The organism is Vallitaleaceae bacterium 9-2 (assembly GCA_038396585.1).
Classification (GTDB): domain Bacteria; phylum Bacillota; class Clostridia; order Lachnospirales; family Vallitaleaceae; genus UBA1351.
On sequence record CP121691.1, the window covers coordinates 2969080 to 2986291 of the forward strand.

Genomic DNA, 17212 nt, shown 5'->3' on the forward strand with positions numbered 1-17212 from the left:
GGCATAAATATGCTATAATGAGTTTATCTTAAAAGGCTGGGGCGGTTGTTATCGCCTTCTTAAATTGCAAAGAAATAAATATAAAGTAGGTAATGATCGTGAATACAAATTATGTAAAATTAAAACCACACAACTTCGTGCCTTATACATTTGTTCCTAATTTTTTTATAGATCAATGTATAGCGAAAGCAAATGGCGAATTCATAAAGGTATATCTCATTTTATTGCGATATATGACTTGCGGAAACTTAAATTTAAACTTAACACAGATTGCTGACATTCTTTTAATGACAGAATCTGATGTCCTTCGTGCCCTGAATTATTTTCAAAGTGAACGTATCATAACGTTAACCTTTGAAAATCATCAATTGACAGAAATACATTTTAATCATCTTGAGCCTACAGAGCCAAATGATCCACAAAATGATCCTGACCGCGGAACACCCAATGCACTCCATCGTGAATCCCCCATGCCCGATTATAATATGTCTATACAACACGATGAAGTTAAACCGCAACCTCAAACACGTCCATCCAATCACTTGCGTGTTATCCATACTAAACCGGACTATACGAATCAAGAGATTGCCAACTTTGCTTCACAAGATGAATTCACCCAATTATTCTATATCATTCAAAAATACTTGGGTAAAACCTTATCCAGCGAGGAAGTAAAAACGGTTATAGGCTTTCATGATTGGTTAGGGCTTCCAATTGACGTGATTGAACTTATGATTGAATATTGTGTCGATAACGACCATCGAAATATGCGTTACATTGAAAAAGTTGCTATTGATTGGGCAGACAACGCCATCAATACTATTGAAAAAGCAAAGGTTCGAACAGAAACCTATAAACGCTCGTATTTTACTATTTTAAAGGCGTATGGAATTACTGACCGTTCACCTACACCGCAACAAATTAAGCTTATGGACCGTTGGCTAAATTCTTATCAGATGGATATCAGCGTTATTGAAGAAGCGTGTATGCGAACCATTAATCAAATCAATAAAGCAGAAATGCGCTATACGGACAGTATTTTAGCAAGTTGGTCTAATCAAGGTGTCAAAACCCTTGCCGATCTTAAGAACATTGATGAAGACAACAAAAAGACCTATGCGTCACCAAAAGCAAACCCTTCATCTCATACTAAATCTTCTGCAAAACGTCCAAATGCTTTTAATGATTACGATCAACGCCAATATGATTATGAGGCATTGGAGAAAAAAGCAATGGAACTGCGCATGCAAGAGTTTAATGGAAAGAGGTTTTCTTCATGAGTATGACCAAAAGTGATTATAATAAAATTATGCGTGCTTATGACCAACGTAAGGCCACCAATAGTCAATTACAGAATAAGCGCATGGAAGAAGTCTTTTCAAACATCCCTCAGCTTGAGACGATCCATAAGAAGATTTCATCTCTGGGATTAACCGCCATTCAAAAAACCATAGCCAATCCTGAACATAAAGCAACTTATGCTCAAGAATTAACACTGAATTTGGATAAGCTTAAACAGCAAAAAGCTACCTTACTAAAAAACAACGGATACCCCGCTGATTATTTAGAACCGATTTATACGTGTAGTGATTGTAAAGATAGCGGTTATATTCAAAATCAAAAATGTCATTGTCTTAAGCAGGCTATTATAGATTATGCCTATGAGCAATCCAACTTAAAACAGATTTTGGAAAAAGAAAATTTTTCTACATTTTCATTTGATTATTATTCAAAAGAAAAGGATCCAAAGACTGGAATGTCTTCTTTTGAAAATATGCGTTCAGTGCATCAAGCATGCTTAAATTTTGTTGAAGATTTTAATACAACATTTAACAATCTAATATTATATGGACGCTCAGGATTGGGGAAAACGTTTTTGTGCAATAGCATTGCCAAAGAGTTGTTAGATCAAGGAAAAACAGTTATTTATCTCTCCTCATTCCAATTATTTAGATTATTTGAAAACTATCGTTTTCATAAAGAAGAAGAAATTGTCACCAATGATGATATCGAAACCATTTTTCAATGTGATCTTCTCATCATTGATGACCTTGGCACTGAATTTAACAATGCGCTAACCAGTGCAGAATTGTTCAATTGCTTAAATTCAAGATTAATGAACCGCCGAGCAACTGTTATCTCAACAAACCTAAATCCAAATGAGTGGGTAAATAAATATTCAGAGCGTATTGTTTCTCGAATATTTGGCTATTATACCCAGCTCAAATTATTTGGATCTGATATTCGCTTAATGCGATACCAATAAGTGTTTTGCCTTATCCGATGTTTCTTTCATAACATCGGATATTTCTTTGTTATTTTCAGTAATAATGGTATTGCTTGCGCTGATTTCTTCCATACTTGCTGTTGTATTTTCAATCATTGAAACTAAACGTGTGGCCGCTTGGTCCACATCATCCGTATTGTCTTTGATAGAATGCGATATATTTTCAAGTGTATCAAAAGCAAGTTTTATTTCATTGACAATTGTCTTTAACTCATTAAAGTTTTCATTAACTAAATGTGTAGAGTTCAAACTATCCTGAAGCTTTTTACTACTATCTTCCATACTCTCTTTTGCAAGGTTGTTGGTTGCAGTTACACTTGTCAGATTATCTGTAATTTTGACGGTCGCAGTCTTTGTCGTTTCAGCAAGTTTTCGTATTTCATCCGCTACCACCGCAAAACCTTTGCCTGCTTCTCCTGCACGTGCTGCTTCAATTGACGCATTCAGTGCAAGCAAGTTGGTCTGTTCTGTGATTTCTTGAATATTTGCTGTAAAGCTAGTTGTTTCTTCAATCTTATCTGATAGTGTTACAAAATTACCCGCTAACTCTTTTATCACTTCATTGAGTTCTCCCATATGCATCTCAAGTGTTTTCATATCATTAACACCCGATGTTGAAAGATTATAGACATTATTCGTACTGTCTGCTAAAGCACTGGCAAGCTCTGTTAATTCTGTAATCTTTACATTGTTTTCCGAAGCATTTTGAGCAATTTGATGAATCTGTTCTTGTTCATCTTGGCTGGCATTTGAGACTTCTTTCATAGTTCCTAACACATTTGTCTGCTCATTTACACTTTCAATGAGACGTTGATTTACTTTTTCAATATTATCTAAAATATTACTAATGGCATCTTGAGCTCTTGATGATACGTCTTCTTTTTCTCGACTTTGATCTTCTAGTTGTGAAAACATTTGCTGCAAGTGTACAAATTGTTTATTACATAGGAATACGACAACGCCTAAGAGAAATGCTGTTAACAAAAAAGTCAATATAATCCCACCTATATTTTCGGTAAGATAAGTCGCATCGTGTTGGGGATTTATTGTGTTAATAACCAAGGATACAAGGCTAATCACCGTTCCAAGACCAAATAGGCGTACATTGAGTTGTACAACGCCAAACACAAGGATAAAAAAGCATATAAGCAATGCCATCAGTGTTCCACCATGAACTAACCCAATACCAATGCTTGCGCCTCCAAGAATGATAACACTTGCATATCCAAATACATGTGCCTTCTGAAGGATTTTAGTTGTAATAAAATATGATGCGATGACGAATAATAACTCCACTCCATAATAATAGGCAATCCTATCTGTTCCCGGTCCAAATAGCGAATAACTCATCCCTATAACCATAGAGATACTCGTCGCAAGCAACATAAAATTATTCTTTTTTTGAACATCGGCCCTTACAATATTATTCATAAAAAATTCCTCCTATTTTTTACACTTTTATATCATTTTACCATCCTCTAGCCATAACGTCAAAACGAAAAAGACCAATTTTAACAAATTCTTTGTTAAAATTGGTCTTTTTATCTACGCAGGCAGTAGGACTTGAACCCACAACCCTCTGATCCGAAGTCAGATGCTCTATCCAGTTGAGCCATGCCTGCACTTGTTGGTGCTTATGCATTATACAATATTTATTCAGAGAATGCAAGGATAAAATAGAAGTTTTTATTATAAATGTATAATGTGCATTGATTTATTTTCAGCCAATATTTTTTCACGCTCTTGGCAGGTAAATAAAATTACCTGGGCATTAAACTCGGTTAATGCATCCATTGCATCGTTCAGTCTAGCATCATCAAAATACGCAAAAACTTCATCCAACACAAAAGGAATCTGCTGATCATGCTGACTCCATTTTGCAATAGCATATCTAAAGGCAATATAAAATAGATCCATCGTTCCTCGGCTTAATGTTGAAACCCCTTGCATTCGTTTTGAGATAGGGTCCTTAAACATAATCTCCATATCCGATGTAATCTTTACCTCTGTATATTTCCCAGAGGTTATTTTTGTGAGTAAGTGTGAAAGTGTTTGGTTCATCGAAGGGGCAAACTCATATTTAAGCTCCTTGGTTATTTTTTCCAACGTTGTATCTATAATCTTATAGACTTTTAATTCATGTTCATAACCTTGTTTTCTTTTTTGCGTTTCCTCTATTTCTTCATCTATAGATGTAAGTGTTTTATATGCTTTTCGACTTTCCTGCAACTGGGTCGATATCTTGATTTGCTCATATCTGATTTGCTGCTGTTTGTCCAGAAGCATTTCTTTGGAATCTTTCCATGCATTTAACTGTTCCTGATTCCATTTTTGCATTATACGTTCATTTTTTGCGAAATCATAGGCTTGCACTTGTTTTTCAAGGCTTGCATAATCATTGGCTCCCAGAAGATTTTTTTCCTGTTCTTCCAATCGAATACGTTCTAATTCATAGCCCTTGATTTTTTGATATTCAGCTATACGTTCTTCAAAGTCATGTATGTTTTGCATTGCCAACAAGTTCATGATCGGCATTAATTCTTCATTGATCTTTACTAATTGTTGATGTACTTGTCGAATACTCCCTTGAATAGTATCCCCTTGTTCTTTTACTTTTTCCAATTGTTCATAATATTGTTGCTTTTGCTGGGCTAACATGGCTTTATCTGCTCTTTGCTTGGCTATATGTCTCTGTCTGAATACGCCCAAGATACTTTGCACGCCCATCGCCACTCCCATAAGTACAGCTAGTCCCCATAGATGTTGGATGAGGCTAAATATACCTATAAGCCCCATGAAAAAAAGCAGTCCCCAAAAGCCATAGTTCTTCCATTGTTGGGGTTGTGGTTTAAACGTTTTTTCTTGCTCTTCACAACTTTTTAATTGGTCTAATAGATCGTCTTGTATTTTGTGATCTTCTTGATATTTTTGTTCTAAGGTTGACAACGTACTTTCCAGTCGAAACTTTTCTGCATATTTTTCCTTGGCATCATAAATTTCTTCAAGACTATAAGGTGTATTACGCTTAATGGTGGTAATCTTTTCTTGGATATTGTATTGTTCCTGATTGAGGGCTTTAATATGGTCTAAACGTTCACTTAATTGTTTTTTTTGTATATATTGTTCATAGACTTGAACATAGTATAATTGTTCCTGAACTGTTGCTAAGTCATGTTCAAGCGTCTTTTGATATTGGATATCTTCAAAAAGCTTCTGCTCATTATTAAGGACATGTTGGCGTTCTATTTGAAGGCTTTCAAGTTTTTCGATGGATTTTGCATATACCGATGTTTTTTTGTTTTTTGAGCCGATGCGTCCTATTTCATTATCAAGCTTTTGTTGTAATTTGTGCATCGACACATTTAAGGTTTTACTGGATAATGCATTAACAACGGCTTGTTTAAGCTCAATCAGCAAATTATCATCTGTTGCATGACCTAATTGAGATATGGCGCCCATATTCGTATAACCAAAATACGAAAGCTTTAGATGCATTTTTGCAATGTCTGGTAAACGAAAAACAGGATGCATCTCATATAAACCTGTAATATCTTCCCCCGTATCTACATCATGAACCGTAACCGCTTCTTCCCCTTGACGAAAGTTTCTATAGATTCGCAGTGTACGTTTTAGGCCTTCATCATAAATGGTCATACTTCCACAATATTGAGAGCTTTCCCATGGTTGGTACTTTCCATGGACCTCTAGGTAACGCCGGGTTTTAATATATGGTTTAAAAAAACCAAAAAACATACCTACAATAAAGTGCCATAGAGTGGTCTTACCTGATTCATTTAATCCATATATAAGATTGACCTGGTCATTCAATACTATTTTTTTGTCGTGAAACTTTCCAAAATGTAATAGTTCAAGTTCTTTTATGATCATGATGTCTCCTATTTCACCTCATCTAGCAGCATCTTTACGCCAAGTTCTAGGGCTTGTTGGTATGCTACATCTTTTTCTCCTTCTTGTCGCAACGCTTCTATGTAATATCCGATAATATCCTCTTTATGCTCTGAATAAATCTGTTCTAAATCCAATGTCCCTATTGTTTTGTCTACAACTTCCAAATAGCTGATTAAAGAACCTATCCATAGGTTCCAATCATCATTTACCGTTGCCTTTAAGAGAGAAAATGGTTCATCCATTTCTCCGATGAGCACCAAGCGTAGCATATCCTCTCGCTGATATCCTTCTACCGCTTTTTTGATTGCATCTAATATTTCCATCATGGACGTAAGTCCTGATATATCTAATTCATGAATTTTCATTGGATGAATCATTTGTGTTACCGCTTGCAAGTTAAGCCCTGTCGCCTCCAAGGTTCCATAGATAAAGCCATGATTACCTGTTTCTCCAAAGTCAAGAGGTTCTAAGCTTCCAGGATATGCCAACTTGTTTGCGATAATATCCATTTTATGAATATGCCCTAAAGCAATATAATCAAGCTCCGAGTTTAAAAGCCATTTTCGATCTAAGGGCATATATCCATCACCGTTGTAGATATCTCCATGAAATATACCGATATTGTTCGTTGTTGTGGTTGCATTCAACCTCTCTTTAAGGTATTCATAATCAAAGCTTGCTCCATTTTTTGCTTGCCATGAGGTGCAGAAAAAAGTAACATCTTCTTGTTCGAATCGAAGCTGCTCATAAGCTTTTTCTACTATTTTCACATTATCCGGCCACTGAATCGATTGAACAGCTTTTTGTGTCAGCGTCGTCGGATCATGATTACCTGCTATCATAATGACGCGCGTTTTATCCAGCTGTTCAAATAAATAGCGCATGTCAAGCCAATCCCCTATTTGAGCATAATCCGCCTCAATGCAGTCTCCGGCCATCAACAAAAAGTCAACGGTCTGCTGATTACAAAACTCAATAACTTTTCGTAGATTTTCTTTAATGGCCTGACGCTTTATTGTTCCAAATTGACCTCCAAAAGAGGCACTTTGAAACGTTTGTCCCACATGTAAGTCTGCTATATGTACAAATTTCATGTCAAATATTCATCTCCAAAATTAATGCCAATCAATTTTCCCGTCAAAATCAAATTATCATCTTTGGGAACGATTTTTAGCCTTCCTGCAACTTCTTCCAGAGGCGTAGCCCGAATAGTATTATTATCTATCGACACTGTCATACCGTAGTTTTCTTCATGAATAAGCTTTGCCGCATACGCTCCTAATTGTGAGGCCAACACTCGGTCATATGGCGATGGTGAACCCCCACGTTGTTGATGTCCCGGAACTGTCACACGCGTCTCGATATCCGTTTTGTTTTGAATGTATTCAGCTAAACGATAGGATACTGTTGGGTATTTCATGGATTTACGATGATTTTTCAAATCTTTTTTACTCATTTTGTCTTCTTCTTTCGTCATTGCCCCTTCGGCGATGGCAATAATTGAAAAATTCTTGCCATTACGTTGACGCTTTTTAAGCGCTTCAATGACAATATCGGGATCATATGGAATCTCCGGAATTAAGATAACATCGGCTCCACCAGCAACACCCGAATGCAGGGTCAACCATCCCGCTTTATTGCCCATAAGCTCCACTAGCATGACACGGTCATGGGAATCTGCTGTTGTATGAATCCGATCAATCACTTCTGTGGCAATATCTACCGCACTATGAAAGCCAAAAGTAACATCTGTGCCCCAGATATCATTGTCAATTGTTTTAGGAAGTCCAATGACATTAAGGCCTTCCTCACGTAACAAATTTGCATTTTTGTGTGTTCCTGCGCCACCCAAGCATACTAAGCAATCAAGATTAAGCGCATTGTATGTCTCCAGCATATTTTTAACTTTATCAACACCGTCTTCTTCTATTTTACGCATTTTTTTAAAAGGTGTCCGAGCCGTTCCTAAAATTGTCCCTCCCCGAGTTAAAATACCTGAAAAGTCCTTAGGCTCCATTATTACAGCATTATTTTCTATTAATCCTTTAAATCCATCTTTAATTCCAATAATTTCACAATCCATCATGCCATATGCCGCTTTTGCAACACCACGAATTGTTGCATTTAAGCCTGGACAGTCTCCACCACTTGTCAATAATCCAATTCTTTTTTTCACTATAAAACCTCCTTGGAATTTGAACCGAAATATTTTCTTTATACTTTTCTTCTCTAGTATACCATATTCTTTGTCATAGATATCTATGAAATACTTGTTTTTTTTGATAATATGTGTAAAATAATATGTAGTACACATAATACAAACGCTTCGTATGTAATTCTATCATTATATTAATGACACAATATAAGAAATGAGGAAAAAACATGACTACAAAGGAACTATTTAAAGAATATTCAATTGACAAGTCCATTCCGATTCCCCTTTACTACCAATTTAAAAATATTCTCATTGAAATGATGCGAAAAGGAATATTAAGCCCTGGCGATATCATTCCAACAGAATTTGAATTATGTGAAATGTTTGATATCAGCCGAACCACTGTGCGTCAGGCTTTGGCTGAACTGGTTAATGAGAATAAGTTTTATCGTGTTAAGGGGCGAGGAACATTTGTAGCTCAAGACAAAATTAATCAAGACTTTATTAAACGCATCGAAAGTTTTAAATCTGAAATGGAACGTAAGGGATATACACCTAGCTCAAAAATATTAGAATTTGAGGTAATTAAACCTTCTACAGAAATAGCCGTCGCACTGAACATCTCTGCATCCAGTGATGTTATTTCACTAAAAAGGTTACGCTATGCAGACCAAGAACCGATTGTCGTTGCCAACACTTATCTCCCTTATATTTCGTGTAAAAATGTGCTGGACTATGATATGGAGGTAAATTCCTTATATAAAATACTCTCCAAAAATATTAACACGAAAATCAACAAAGTTATTCGAAATGTTGAAGCTGTCATTCCTACAAAAGAGGACTGCGATCTCTTGCATATTACTAAAAACACTGCGGTTCAACTTTTTCATTATATCGGCTACAACCAATTTGATTCTCCCATCGAATATACTATCTCACGCTATCGTGGAGATAAAAGTGTATTCACCATTGAGCAGTATCTGCATTAATTTTATCTAAACACATAAAAATAGCGTAACAGTTTCGACTGTTACGCTATAAAATCTAATTTCTTAGGGTTACATCCTTTATTCTATCGGTCTTTTTTGTATAAATAGAATTGGATTAATATCATCAAAAATATCTAAGGCATCATCCAAACGATATACACGCTCTAAAAATGTGTCTTTATAGATCGTATATATAAATTGCTCACCGCTATCTGTCATCACTGCAATGTATTTGTTTCCATCATAGGATACATAGACAACGGCATCTTCTTCACTCATATATCCATACTCTACCAAACCTTCTTTAATTGCTTGGCGCGTTGTTGTATTAATAATTTCAACTTGCGTGGTTTCAATTTTTCGAGTAATTAAGTTCAAGTTAAACTCCGGATACAGTTGATTAATCTCTTCAATCGATCGCACGCGATTATCAAGTAATTCAAAACCGCGTCCTTCGTCTTTTAAAAGCGCTATCGCGTAGTCTTGAAAATTCAGTCGAGAAGAATAAACCACAAAGGCATCGGTGCCATCATCTTTCATATATCGAATATATATTTCTTCCCCAAGCGCATCTTCAATCGCTTTATATATGGCATCATAAGTTTTGGCATCTTTTGTATAATGTCCTTTTGCCGGACGTTCGTAGGAATACTTTTGTTGATATTCCTCTTCTGAAATCAGTGAATGTGTTTTTTCGCTGATTAAAAAATACCGTTCTTCTTGTGTATCATATAAGACATATGGCATGCCATCGAGCATAATTAAGCGCATCTTCTTAAAATCGTCATAAGGTATTTTTAGTCCATACAAATCAACAATCAATTCAATCGTTACCGGTTCCATATGATTAAGATCAAAAAAATAACCATAATGTGACACTATATTTTCTGATGCTTTTAACGCATCAAATTTTTTTAATATAGTACGTCCATATTTTATCGTTGCCTGATTTAACAACTCTGCACGTTGATCTAATATCGTCTCGCGATCAATATATTCATCTAGCATAGGGTATGTTTGCATAATCTCATTAAACAGCTGTGTATTGGCTAAGATTAATAGTTGCTCAATAATTGAAGCTCCATTATAAAAATCCTCATATATTAGTCCCATAATATTTTCCGGGAACGTATGATGCTCACGTAAAAATCTAAGCGCTTCCTGCTGTTCTTTTGTTCCTGTCTCATAGATATTGATTAATCCTGAATTAGCTGATTGACTAATTTCTGATAAAATCGTTGAAATATCTTCCACATAAAACACATAATTCAAATAAAGCCCTTCATCTGTGAGCGCACTGGACGTGTATTCAAAATAGTCGTCGGGTTTATATGTATCGTAATTTATTTTTACTTTTATGGGTTCTTCAATGAGAAAGCCAAAAATCCACTGTCTAATAAAACTCGGAAGTTTGATTTGCTTTTTTCCAAAGGCTTTGGGAACGAGTTCAACCAATAAACCTTCTTGCTTTTTAAAAACATTCAACTCATGATATACTGGAACCGTCATATGTTTTCGGTAATTGATTTTTGCCCATTTTTGCTCAACATCAACCAAGATGCCTTCCGTTAAAACCCCTTGTGATTGACTCACTTTTTCAACTTGACACCTTAGCTCATCGTTAATAACTGAAATCGGAATAAATCCAGTAAACCGATTATCCTGTGTACGTTTTACAAATCCTGATTCCAATGAACTCAAGTAATTTTCTATCGGCTTTTCATTGACATCGTAAGATTCAAATAGATTGATTTGCATATACCCCCAAAAAGTTAAGCATAAAGCCAATATAATAATTAAAATTCCTATAACGACAAAAAATAAACGTCTCTTTACAATGTCCGTCATACTGCCTCCTATATGTTACCCATCTTCCACCTCAAAACACTTCTTGTGCCAATCACTCAAAAAATTTAAGGACGGCTCGTGATCTTCAATACGAATAAATGGGGCATTCCCTCTTCTATACTTAGTTACTGTACTATTGGCATACTTACACTTATACTCTGAAAATTGTGTTGTTTTTCTATTGTCACAATTATTCCAATCATCCCATCCTTCAGGATGAATATGTTGTGCAATTGAGCACCCAATAAGCATAACCTGGGCAAATTTTCGCCAAGGTCTACCTAAAAACACGCTCCCAGGCCGGATACCTTCTTCTGCAAGAAAGTCACATCCATAAAACACAAATCCATATGGCTGCGACGCATCCGTTGATGGCGCAGATACATATCCATTGATAGTTTCATGACGGTTCTTTGATAAAAGTTGACATCCATGAAAAAAAGCTTGTCCTCCACCAAAAATGAAATCCACATCACCTTCAATATAACAATGGTCAAAATAAGACTCCAAGTGTCGATAAGCTTTGTGTTCACTTGGACCGACAAAAGACCCTTCAATACGAGGTCGTTTAGGTAACGGCGCTAAAAAAACTGTATCTTGGCAACCCAAAAGTCGACAGTTTTTAACTTGAGCAAAATGTGCATCTACATATAATGCTATCGCTTGTCCGACTTGACGCCCATCACCCGAACTATTTTCGATGCTTAGGTTCTCTAAAACTATATTATCACCTTCAACGAGACATGTATATGAGCGAAATGTCCCAAATCGCTTCCCATCTTTATGATCTTTTAGTGCAAAATCATTATATGTGATTTTAACTTCACCTGTCCCCATACCAATAATATGTAAATTATTCGTGGCAATATTCAGCTTTTCTTTGTAGGTCCCTGGCTCAATATATATTACATCTCCGTCGTTAGCTTGATTGATAACATCTTGTATTTTTTGATTTGTCTTAACAATATGCTTCATGGGGTTTCCTTTCTATTATGCACACAATATCTGTATTCTTGAAGAAGGGGTAAGTTAAATGCCTGTATGAGCTCTTGGTGGTTTTTCGAAAATAATGTCTCTTGAATTGAACACCATTTATCTGCCATGCTGACGATAATACTTTCTCTATACAAAGGCGGTGATAAGGTCAAAGGAAACATATGACTTAAAATAATATTTTCTTCAATGGCATTGGTTTTATATATTTTTCTTAGATTTTTAATAGCAAATCGGCTGTGCTTTATTCCATGAAATTGATGATATTTTTCCGGAACATGCCAGTCATATAAATAATAATCATGAAATAATGCGCCTATAATCATACTCTCGCTACGAATTTTAATACGAAGTATCGATGCAATGCACAAGCTATAATATGCCACTGCAATACAATGCAACATCGTTGTCACCTCTTGATGATGCTTATATTGCTCCATCTTATATAAATGTGCAGACAGCTTTTCGCGTCGAATAACCCGTTGAATTTTGTTAACTGCACATCGATTCATCTCTATCCATCCTTCTACACTGGTTTAATGTCTACGCAATTCTTTTAACAACTCACTAAATCGTTTTGACGTCATATCTGGAAAAGCTCTAAACAATCGAGAATAGCGTACTTTTCTTATCAGTTGTTCATATTTTTTTTGATTATTCAAAATGTTGAATTTTGTCCGTACATTTATAAGCTTGTCATGATCTATAAGATCATTAACGATATCTTTAATCTCTGCACTATAATAATTTTGTAATGCATCCAGTTTTTCTATTGGTTTTTTAAATACTTCAAAAGAATCCCGCATCTCATTAATAAGCTTTCTTTTTGACTGACGTAAATTATTGGCTTCATTTTCAAGCTCAAAAAGCAAACGTCGAAAATCGACCAGCGAACGCATAGTCAAGCTTCCATCAATAACAAAATAAATCAAAGAAATCAAGATAACTATTTCTTTGACTAGAACAGGCAAGCTTTGAATAATATGTGTACTCACAGGCAATATAAAGTAAATAACCAATGTTCCAACAATTCCCCAATATATGGAGAACCTAAGACAAATATAGCCTTTTAGATTAAACTTTTGTGCTGAATAATCCCACCAGCGCGTCTTAAAAAAATAAAATAATAAAGCTCCAACAATCCACTCAATCAACGTTGTTATTACTGCTGAGAAGAAGAAAACGACAAGAATATAATACGGGTTTTTCATAGCATCTTGATTTAGTATATTATGTACTGCGATGTAAAGCATCACAACACCGAATCCGTAAATCGGGCAAAATGGCCCTGCCAAAAAGCCACGATTTACAAATTTGTGGTGTTTATAGTAGGCATATATGACTTCCATGAGCCACCCTAAAAAGGAATAGCCTACAAATAATAAAAATATGTCATCCATTAAATATGACAATTATGCACCGTTCTAGGGAAGGATACTACATCGCGAATGTTTGTCATTCCAGTCATATACATAATCATACGCTCAAACCCTAAACCAAATCCCGCATGTCTTGTTCCTCCATATTTTCGAAGATCCAAGTACCACCAATATTCTTCTTCATTTAATCCCATCTCTGCCATACGTTTTCTAATAAGTTCCAAATCATCTTCACGCTGACTTCCACCAATGATCTCACCAACTCCTGGAACGAGTAAATCCATAGCGGCCACTGTTTTTCCATCATCATTCAACTTCATATAAAAAGCCTTGATATCTTTAGGATAATCCGTTACAAAAACCGGTTTTTTATAAATGACTTCTGTTAAATATCGTTCGTGTTCTGTCTGAAGGTCACAACCCCATTCAACCGGATAATCAAAGTTTTCATTGTTTTTCTTAAGTAATTCAATGGCATCTGTATATGTGATACGTTCAAAACGATTGTTCACAACATTGCTTAGACGTTCATTCAGTCCTTTATCAATAAACTGGCTAAAGAACTTCATCTCTTCCGGTGCATGTTCTTGAACATATGTAATGATGTATTTGATCATATCCTCAGCCACATCCATATCATCAATCAAATCAGCAAAAGCCATCTCAGGTTCAATCATCCAAAACTCTGCTGCATGGCGTGGTGTGTTTGAATTTTCCGCACGAAATGTCGGTCCAAATGTGTAGACATTTCTAAATGCCATCGCATACGTTTCTACGTTTAATTGACCACTTACTGTCAGATTGGCTTCTTTTCCAAAGAAGTCCTGGCTATAGTCAACAGCTCCCTCTACCATAGGTACGTTTGACGGATCCATTGTTGAGACTCTAAACATCTCTCCCGCACCTTCACAGTCACTTGCTGTGATAATGGGTGTATGTACATAGACAAAGCCTCGTTCGTTAAAAAACTGATGAATGGCAAAAGCAGTTAATGAACGCACACGAAAAACTGCTGCAAAGGTATTGGTTCGAGGGCGCAAATGCTCAATAGTTCGTAAGTATTCAAACGAATGACGTTTTTTTTGTAATGGATAGTCCGGCTGTGAATGTCCTTCTATTTGAACGTCTGCTGCTTGGAGCTCAAACGCTTGCTTCGCCTCAGGTGTTGCTACCAGCTTTCCTTTAACAATAATTGCTGAACCGACATTAAGTTTTGTATATTCCTTATATCCTTCAAGCGTATCATCCATAACAATCTGTAGTGTGTTAAAATGCGTTCCGTCATTAATCACGATAAATCCAAACTTACTCGATGCACGCACACTGCGAACCCAGCCCGATACCGTGATTTCTTTGTCCAAGAATTGGGTATGGTCATTGAACAAGTCTTTAATCAATGTTGCTTTCATAATCTACCTTCCTTTTCATATAGTATTTGAATCCTATGTGTTTTATGCTATAATACACTTAGTATATTAGATGACCATCAAATATAAAACTCATCTATATAGAATCAATAATATCATATATTAAAGATGAAGGAAAGGTGAAACTATGGATCAAAGAGTACAAAAATTAGCTCAAAATCTCGTACAATACTCGTTAAAAGTACAAAAAGGCGAAAAAGTATTAATTGAGCATATGGATGAAGATACAAAAGAGCTTGCAAGAGCCCTTGTCAAAGAAGTGTTTAATGTTGGAGCTATTCCATTTGTCCAATCAACAGACATGCGTTTACTTCGTGAACAAATCCTTGAAGCACCCGATGAATACTTTACATTACGGGCTCAATGGGAAATGGATCGTATGCGCAATATGGATTGCTATATTGGTGTGCGCGGCAGTGAAAATGTTAGCGAACTTTCTGATGTTTCTTCTACACAAATGTCAAAATATCAAAAGTTACTTCAACAAAAAGTACACAGTGAAATCCGTGTTCCTCATACACGTTGGGTCGTGTTACGTTATCCAACACCATCTATGGCACAATTAAGCAACACAAGCACATCTGCTTTTGAAGATTTTTATTTTAATGTGTGTAATCTGGATTACAGCAAAATGGATGAAGCGATGAATCCATTAAAAGCATTAATGGAAAAAACTGACAAAGTACATATTGTTGGACCAGGTACTGATTTAACTTTCTCAATTAAGGATATACCGGTTATCAAGTGTGCTGGAGAAATGAACATTCCTGATGGAGAAATCTATACAGCACCTGTCAAGGATTCTGTCAACGGAACCCTACAATACAATACACCTGCTGTTTATCAAGGATTTACTTATGAGAATATTCAATTAACATTCAAAGACGGTAAAATCGTTGAGGCAACAGCCAATGACAACGAACGTATTAACGATGTCTTTGATACAGATGACGGTGCACGATTCATCGGAGAATTTGCTATTGGGATTAATCCATACATTTTAACCCCAATGAAGGATACACTATTTGATGAAAAGATTATGGGAAGCTTCCACTTTACACCTGGTAATGCTTATGAAGATGCAGATAACACCAATCGTTCAGCCGTTCACTGGGACCTTGTTTGCATTCAAACTCCAGAGTTTGGTGGCGGTAAAATCTATTTTGACGATGTTCTTATCAGAGAAAACGGTCGATTCGTCTTACCAGAACTTGACTGCTTAAACCCAGAAAATTTGAAGTAGTAATATAGTCTCTACATCTTAATATCGAAATACACATATCAAAAAACAGGTATATATCGATTCATGGACATGACAGTCACTAGAGCGCTTGCACTTTTTGTGTCTGTCGCGTCCACTTCGATATATACCTGTTTTACACTAACCTTTTAATCCTGATGTAGAGATTCCTTCAACAAGATATTTTTGGAAGATTAAGAAAATGAGTACAATAGGTACAATGGATAATGTTGCCATGGAGAGCATCTCCCCCCAAGGTACTGTACTTCCCGGATCAGCAAACAATCTCAAAGCTAAGGTTGCCGTATATTTTTCCGGTTTGTTCAAGTAAAGTAGTGGCCCTAAGAAGTCATCCCACTTCCAGTAGAATTGGAAGATGGTCGCAGTCACTAGTGCCGGCTTCATTAGTGGCAAAATAATCTTATAGAAAATCGCATACTTGCTACATCCATCGATTTTAGCCGCTTCATCCAAATCTCTTGGAACCCCCTGAATAAACTGCATCATCAGAAAGATAAAGAATGGGACTCCGAAAAAGTGTGGAAGAACCACGGGTAAAATTGTTCCAACCATATTAAGCTTATGGAAAATAATAAACTGTGGAACCATGATGATTTGGATTGGCAGCATCATGGTAGAAATCATAACTGCAAACCAAAACTTTTGAAATTTAAACTTCACACGTGCAAATCCATAAGCTATAATCGCTGATGAAAAGACCGTTGCAGCCGTTGATATTACTGAAATAACTGCTGAGTTTTTAAAGAACGTTCCAAAGGTATATCCACTAAATCCTGCCCATCCTCGCGCATAATTTCCAAAGTCAAAGTGTTCAGGCCAAAGTTTACTTGCATCTGCAAATATTTCCATATTATCTTTAAATGAAGCAAAGAACATCCATAAAATCGGATAAATCATAACATATGCAAAGCCCATGATAACAACATGATATACAATGCGTCCTATTAGTTGTTTACGTTTCATA

The 17212-nt window shown here is 36.0% G+C and carries 14 protein-coding genes and 1 tRNA gene; 4 read left to right on the forward strand and 11 right to left on the reverse strand.

Annotation, left to right across the window (positions count from 1 at the left end):
- Positions 1–98: 98 nt before the first annotated feature.
- Together QBE53_13725 and QBE53_13730 are read left to right on the forward strand one after the other, a co-directional pair.
- Positions 99–1280, forward strand: a complete 1182-nt coding sequence (locus QBE53_13725; GenBank protein ID WZL80847.1) for a DnaD domain protein — start codon at positions 99–101, stop codon at positions 1278–1280.
- The gene (locus QBE53_13730) at positions 1277–2266 is read left to right on the forward strand and encodes an ATP-binding protein (GenBank protein ID WZL80848.1); all 990 of its coding nucleotides are present in this window, start codon (positions 1277–1279) and stop codon (positions 2264–2266) included. Before QBE53_13725 ends, QBE53_13730 begins: the two co-directional genes overlap by 4 nt.
- On the opposite strand, the gene QBE53_13735 is transcribed toward QBE53_13730, so the two are convergent.
- The 5 genes from QBE53_13735 to QBE53_13755 form a co-directional block, all read right to left on the reverse strand.
- Positions 2249–3718: a methyl-accepting chemotaxis protein gene (locus QBE53_13735; protein ID WZL80849.1), complete on the reverse strand. Its 1470-nt coding sequence runs from the start codon at positions 3716–3718 to the stop codon at positions 2249–2251. The genes QBE53_13730 and QBE53_13735 overlap by 18 nt on opposite strands.
- Positions 3719–3835: 117 nt before the next feature.
- Positions 3836–3909, reverse strand: a tRNA-Arg gene (locus QBE53_13740).
- A gap of 67 nt (positions 3910–3976) precedes the next feature.
- The gene (locus tag QBE53_13745; protein ID WZL80850.1) at positions 3977–6175 is read right to left on the reverse strand and encodes an AAA family ATPase; all 2199 of its coding nucleotides are present in this window, start codon (positions 6173–6175) and stop codon (positions 3977–3979) included.
- An 8-nt stretch (positions 6176–6183) separates the two neighbouring features.
- Positions 6184–7290 (reverse strand): metallophosphoesterase, encoded by a 1107-nt coding sequence (locus tag QBE53_13750; GenBank protein ID WZL80851.1) that lies wholly within the window; start codon positions 7288–7290, stop codon positions 6184–6186.
- Positions 7287–8375: an ATP-dependent 6-phosphofructokinase gene (locus tag QBE53_13755; protein ID WZL83318.1), complete on the reverse strand. Its 1089-nt coding sequence runs from the start codon at positions 8373–8375 to the stop codon at positions 7287–7289. Before QBE53_13755 ends, QBE53_13750 begins: the two co-directional genes overlap by 4 nt.
- Before the next feature lie 203 nt (positions 8376–8578).
- Here QBE53_13755 and QBE53_13760 point away from each other — a divergent pair, with 203 nt between their 5' ends.
- On the forward strand, positions 8579–9340 hold the full coding sequence (locus QBE53_13760; protein WZL80852.1) for a GntR family transcriptional regulator: 762 nt from the start codon (positions 8579–8581) through the stop codon (positions 9338–9340).
- A 78-nt stretch (positions 9341–9418) separates the two neighbouring features.
- Here QBE53_13760 and QBE53_13765 read toward each other — a convergent pair whose 3' ends face one another.
- The 5 genes from QBE53_13765 to asnS are packed head-to-tail and all read right to left on the reverse strand — an operon-like array spanning position 9419 to position 14969.
- The gene (locus QBE53_13765; GenBank protein ID WZL80853.1) at positions 9419–11188 is read right to left on the reverse strand and encodes a hypothetical protein; all 1770 of its coding nucleotides are present in this window, start codon (positions 11186–11188) and stop codon (positions 9419–9421) included.
- A gap of 15 nt (positions 11189–11203) precedes the next feature.
- A complete protein-coding gene (locus QBE53_13770) occupies positions 11204–12163 on the reverse strand; it encodes a pectinesterase family protein (protein ID WZL80854.1) in 960 nt (319 codons plus the stop codon).
- Positions 12160–12693 (reverse strand): HD domain-containing protein, encoded by a 534-nt coding sequence (locus tag QBE53_13775; protein ID WZL80855.1) that lies wholly within the window; start codon positions 12691–12693, stop codon positions 12160–12162. Before QBE53_13775 ends, QBE53_13770 begins: the two co-directional genes overlap by 4 nt.
- 24 nt (positions 12694–12717) lie before the next feature.
- Positions 12718–13581 (reverse strand): hypothetical protein, encoded by an 864-nt coding sequence (locus tag QBE53_13780; protein WZL83319.1) that lies wholly within the window; start codon positions 13579–13581, stop codon positions 12718–12720.
- A complete protein-coding gene (asnS, locus tag QBE53_13785; protein WZL80856.1) occupies positions 13581–14969 on the reverse strand; it encodes an asparagine--tRNA ligase in 1389 nt (462 codons plus the stop codon). Before asnS ends, QBE53_13780 begins: the two co-directional genes overlap by 1 nt.
- A 145-nt stretch (positions 14970–15114) precedes the next feature.
- On the opposite strand from asnS, the gene QBE53_13790 reads away from it, so the two are divergent.
- Complete coding sequence (locus tag QBE53_13790) at positions 15115–16230, forward strand: aminopeptidase (GenBank protein ID WZL80857.1); 1116 nt, start codon at positions 15115–15117, stop codon at positions 16228–16230.
- Positions 16231–16368: 138 nt separating this feature from the next.
- On the opposite strand, the gene QBE53_13795 is transcribed toward QBE53_13790, so the two are convergent.
- Positions 16369–17211 (reverse strand): carbohydrate ABC transporter permease, encoded by an 843-nt coding sequence (locus tag QBE53_13795; protein ID WZL80858.1) that lies wholly within the window; start codon positions 17209–17211, stop codon positions 16369–16371.
- Position 17212: the final 1 nt, after the last annotated feature.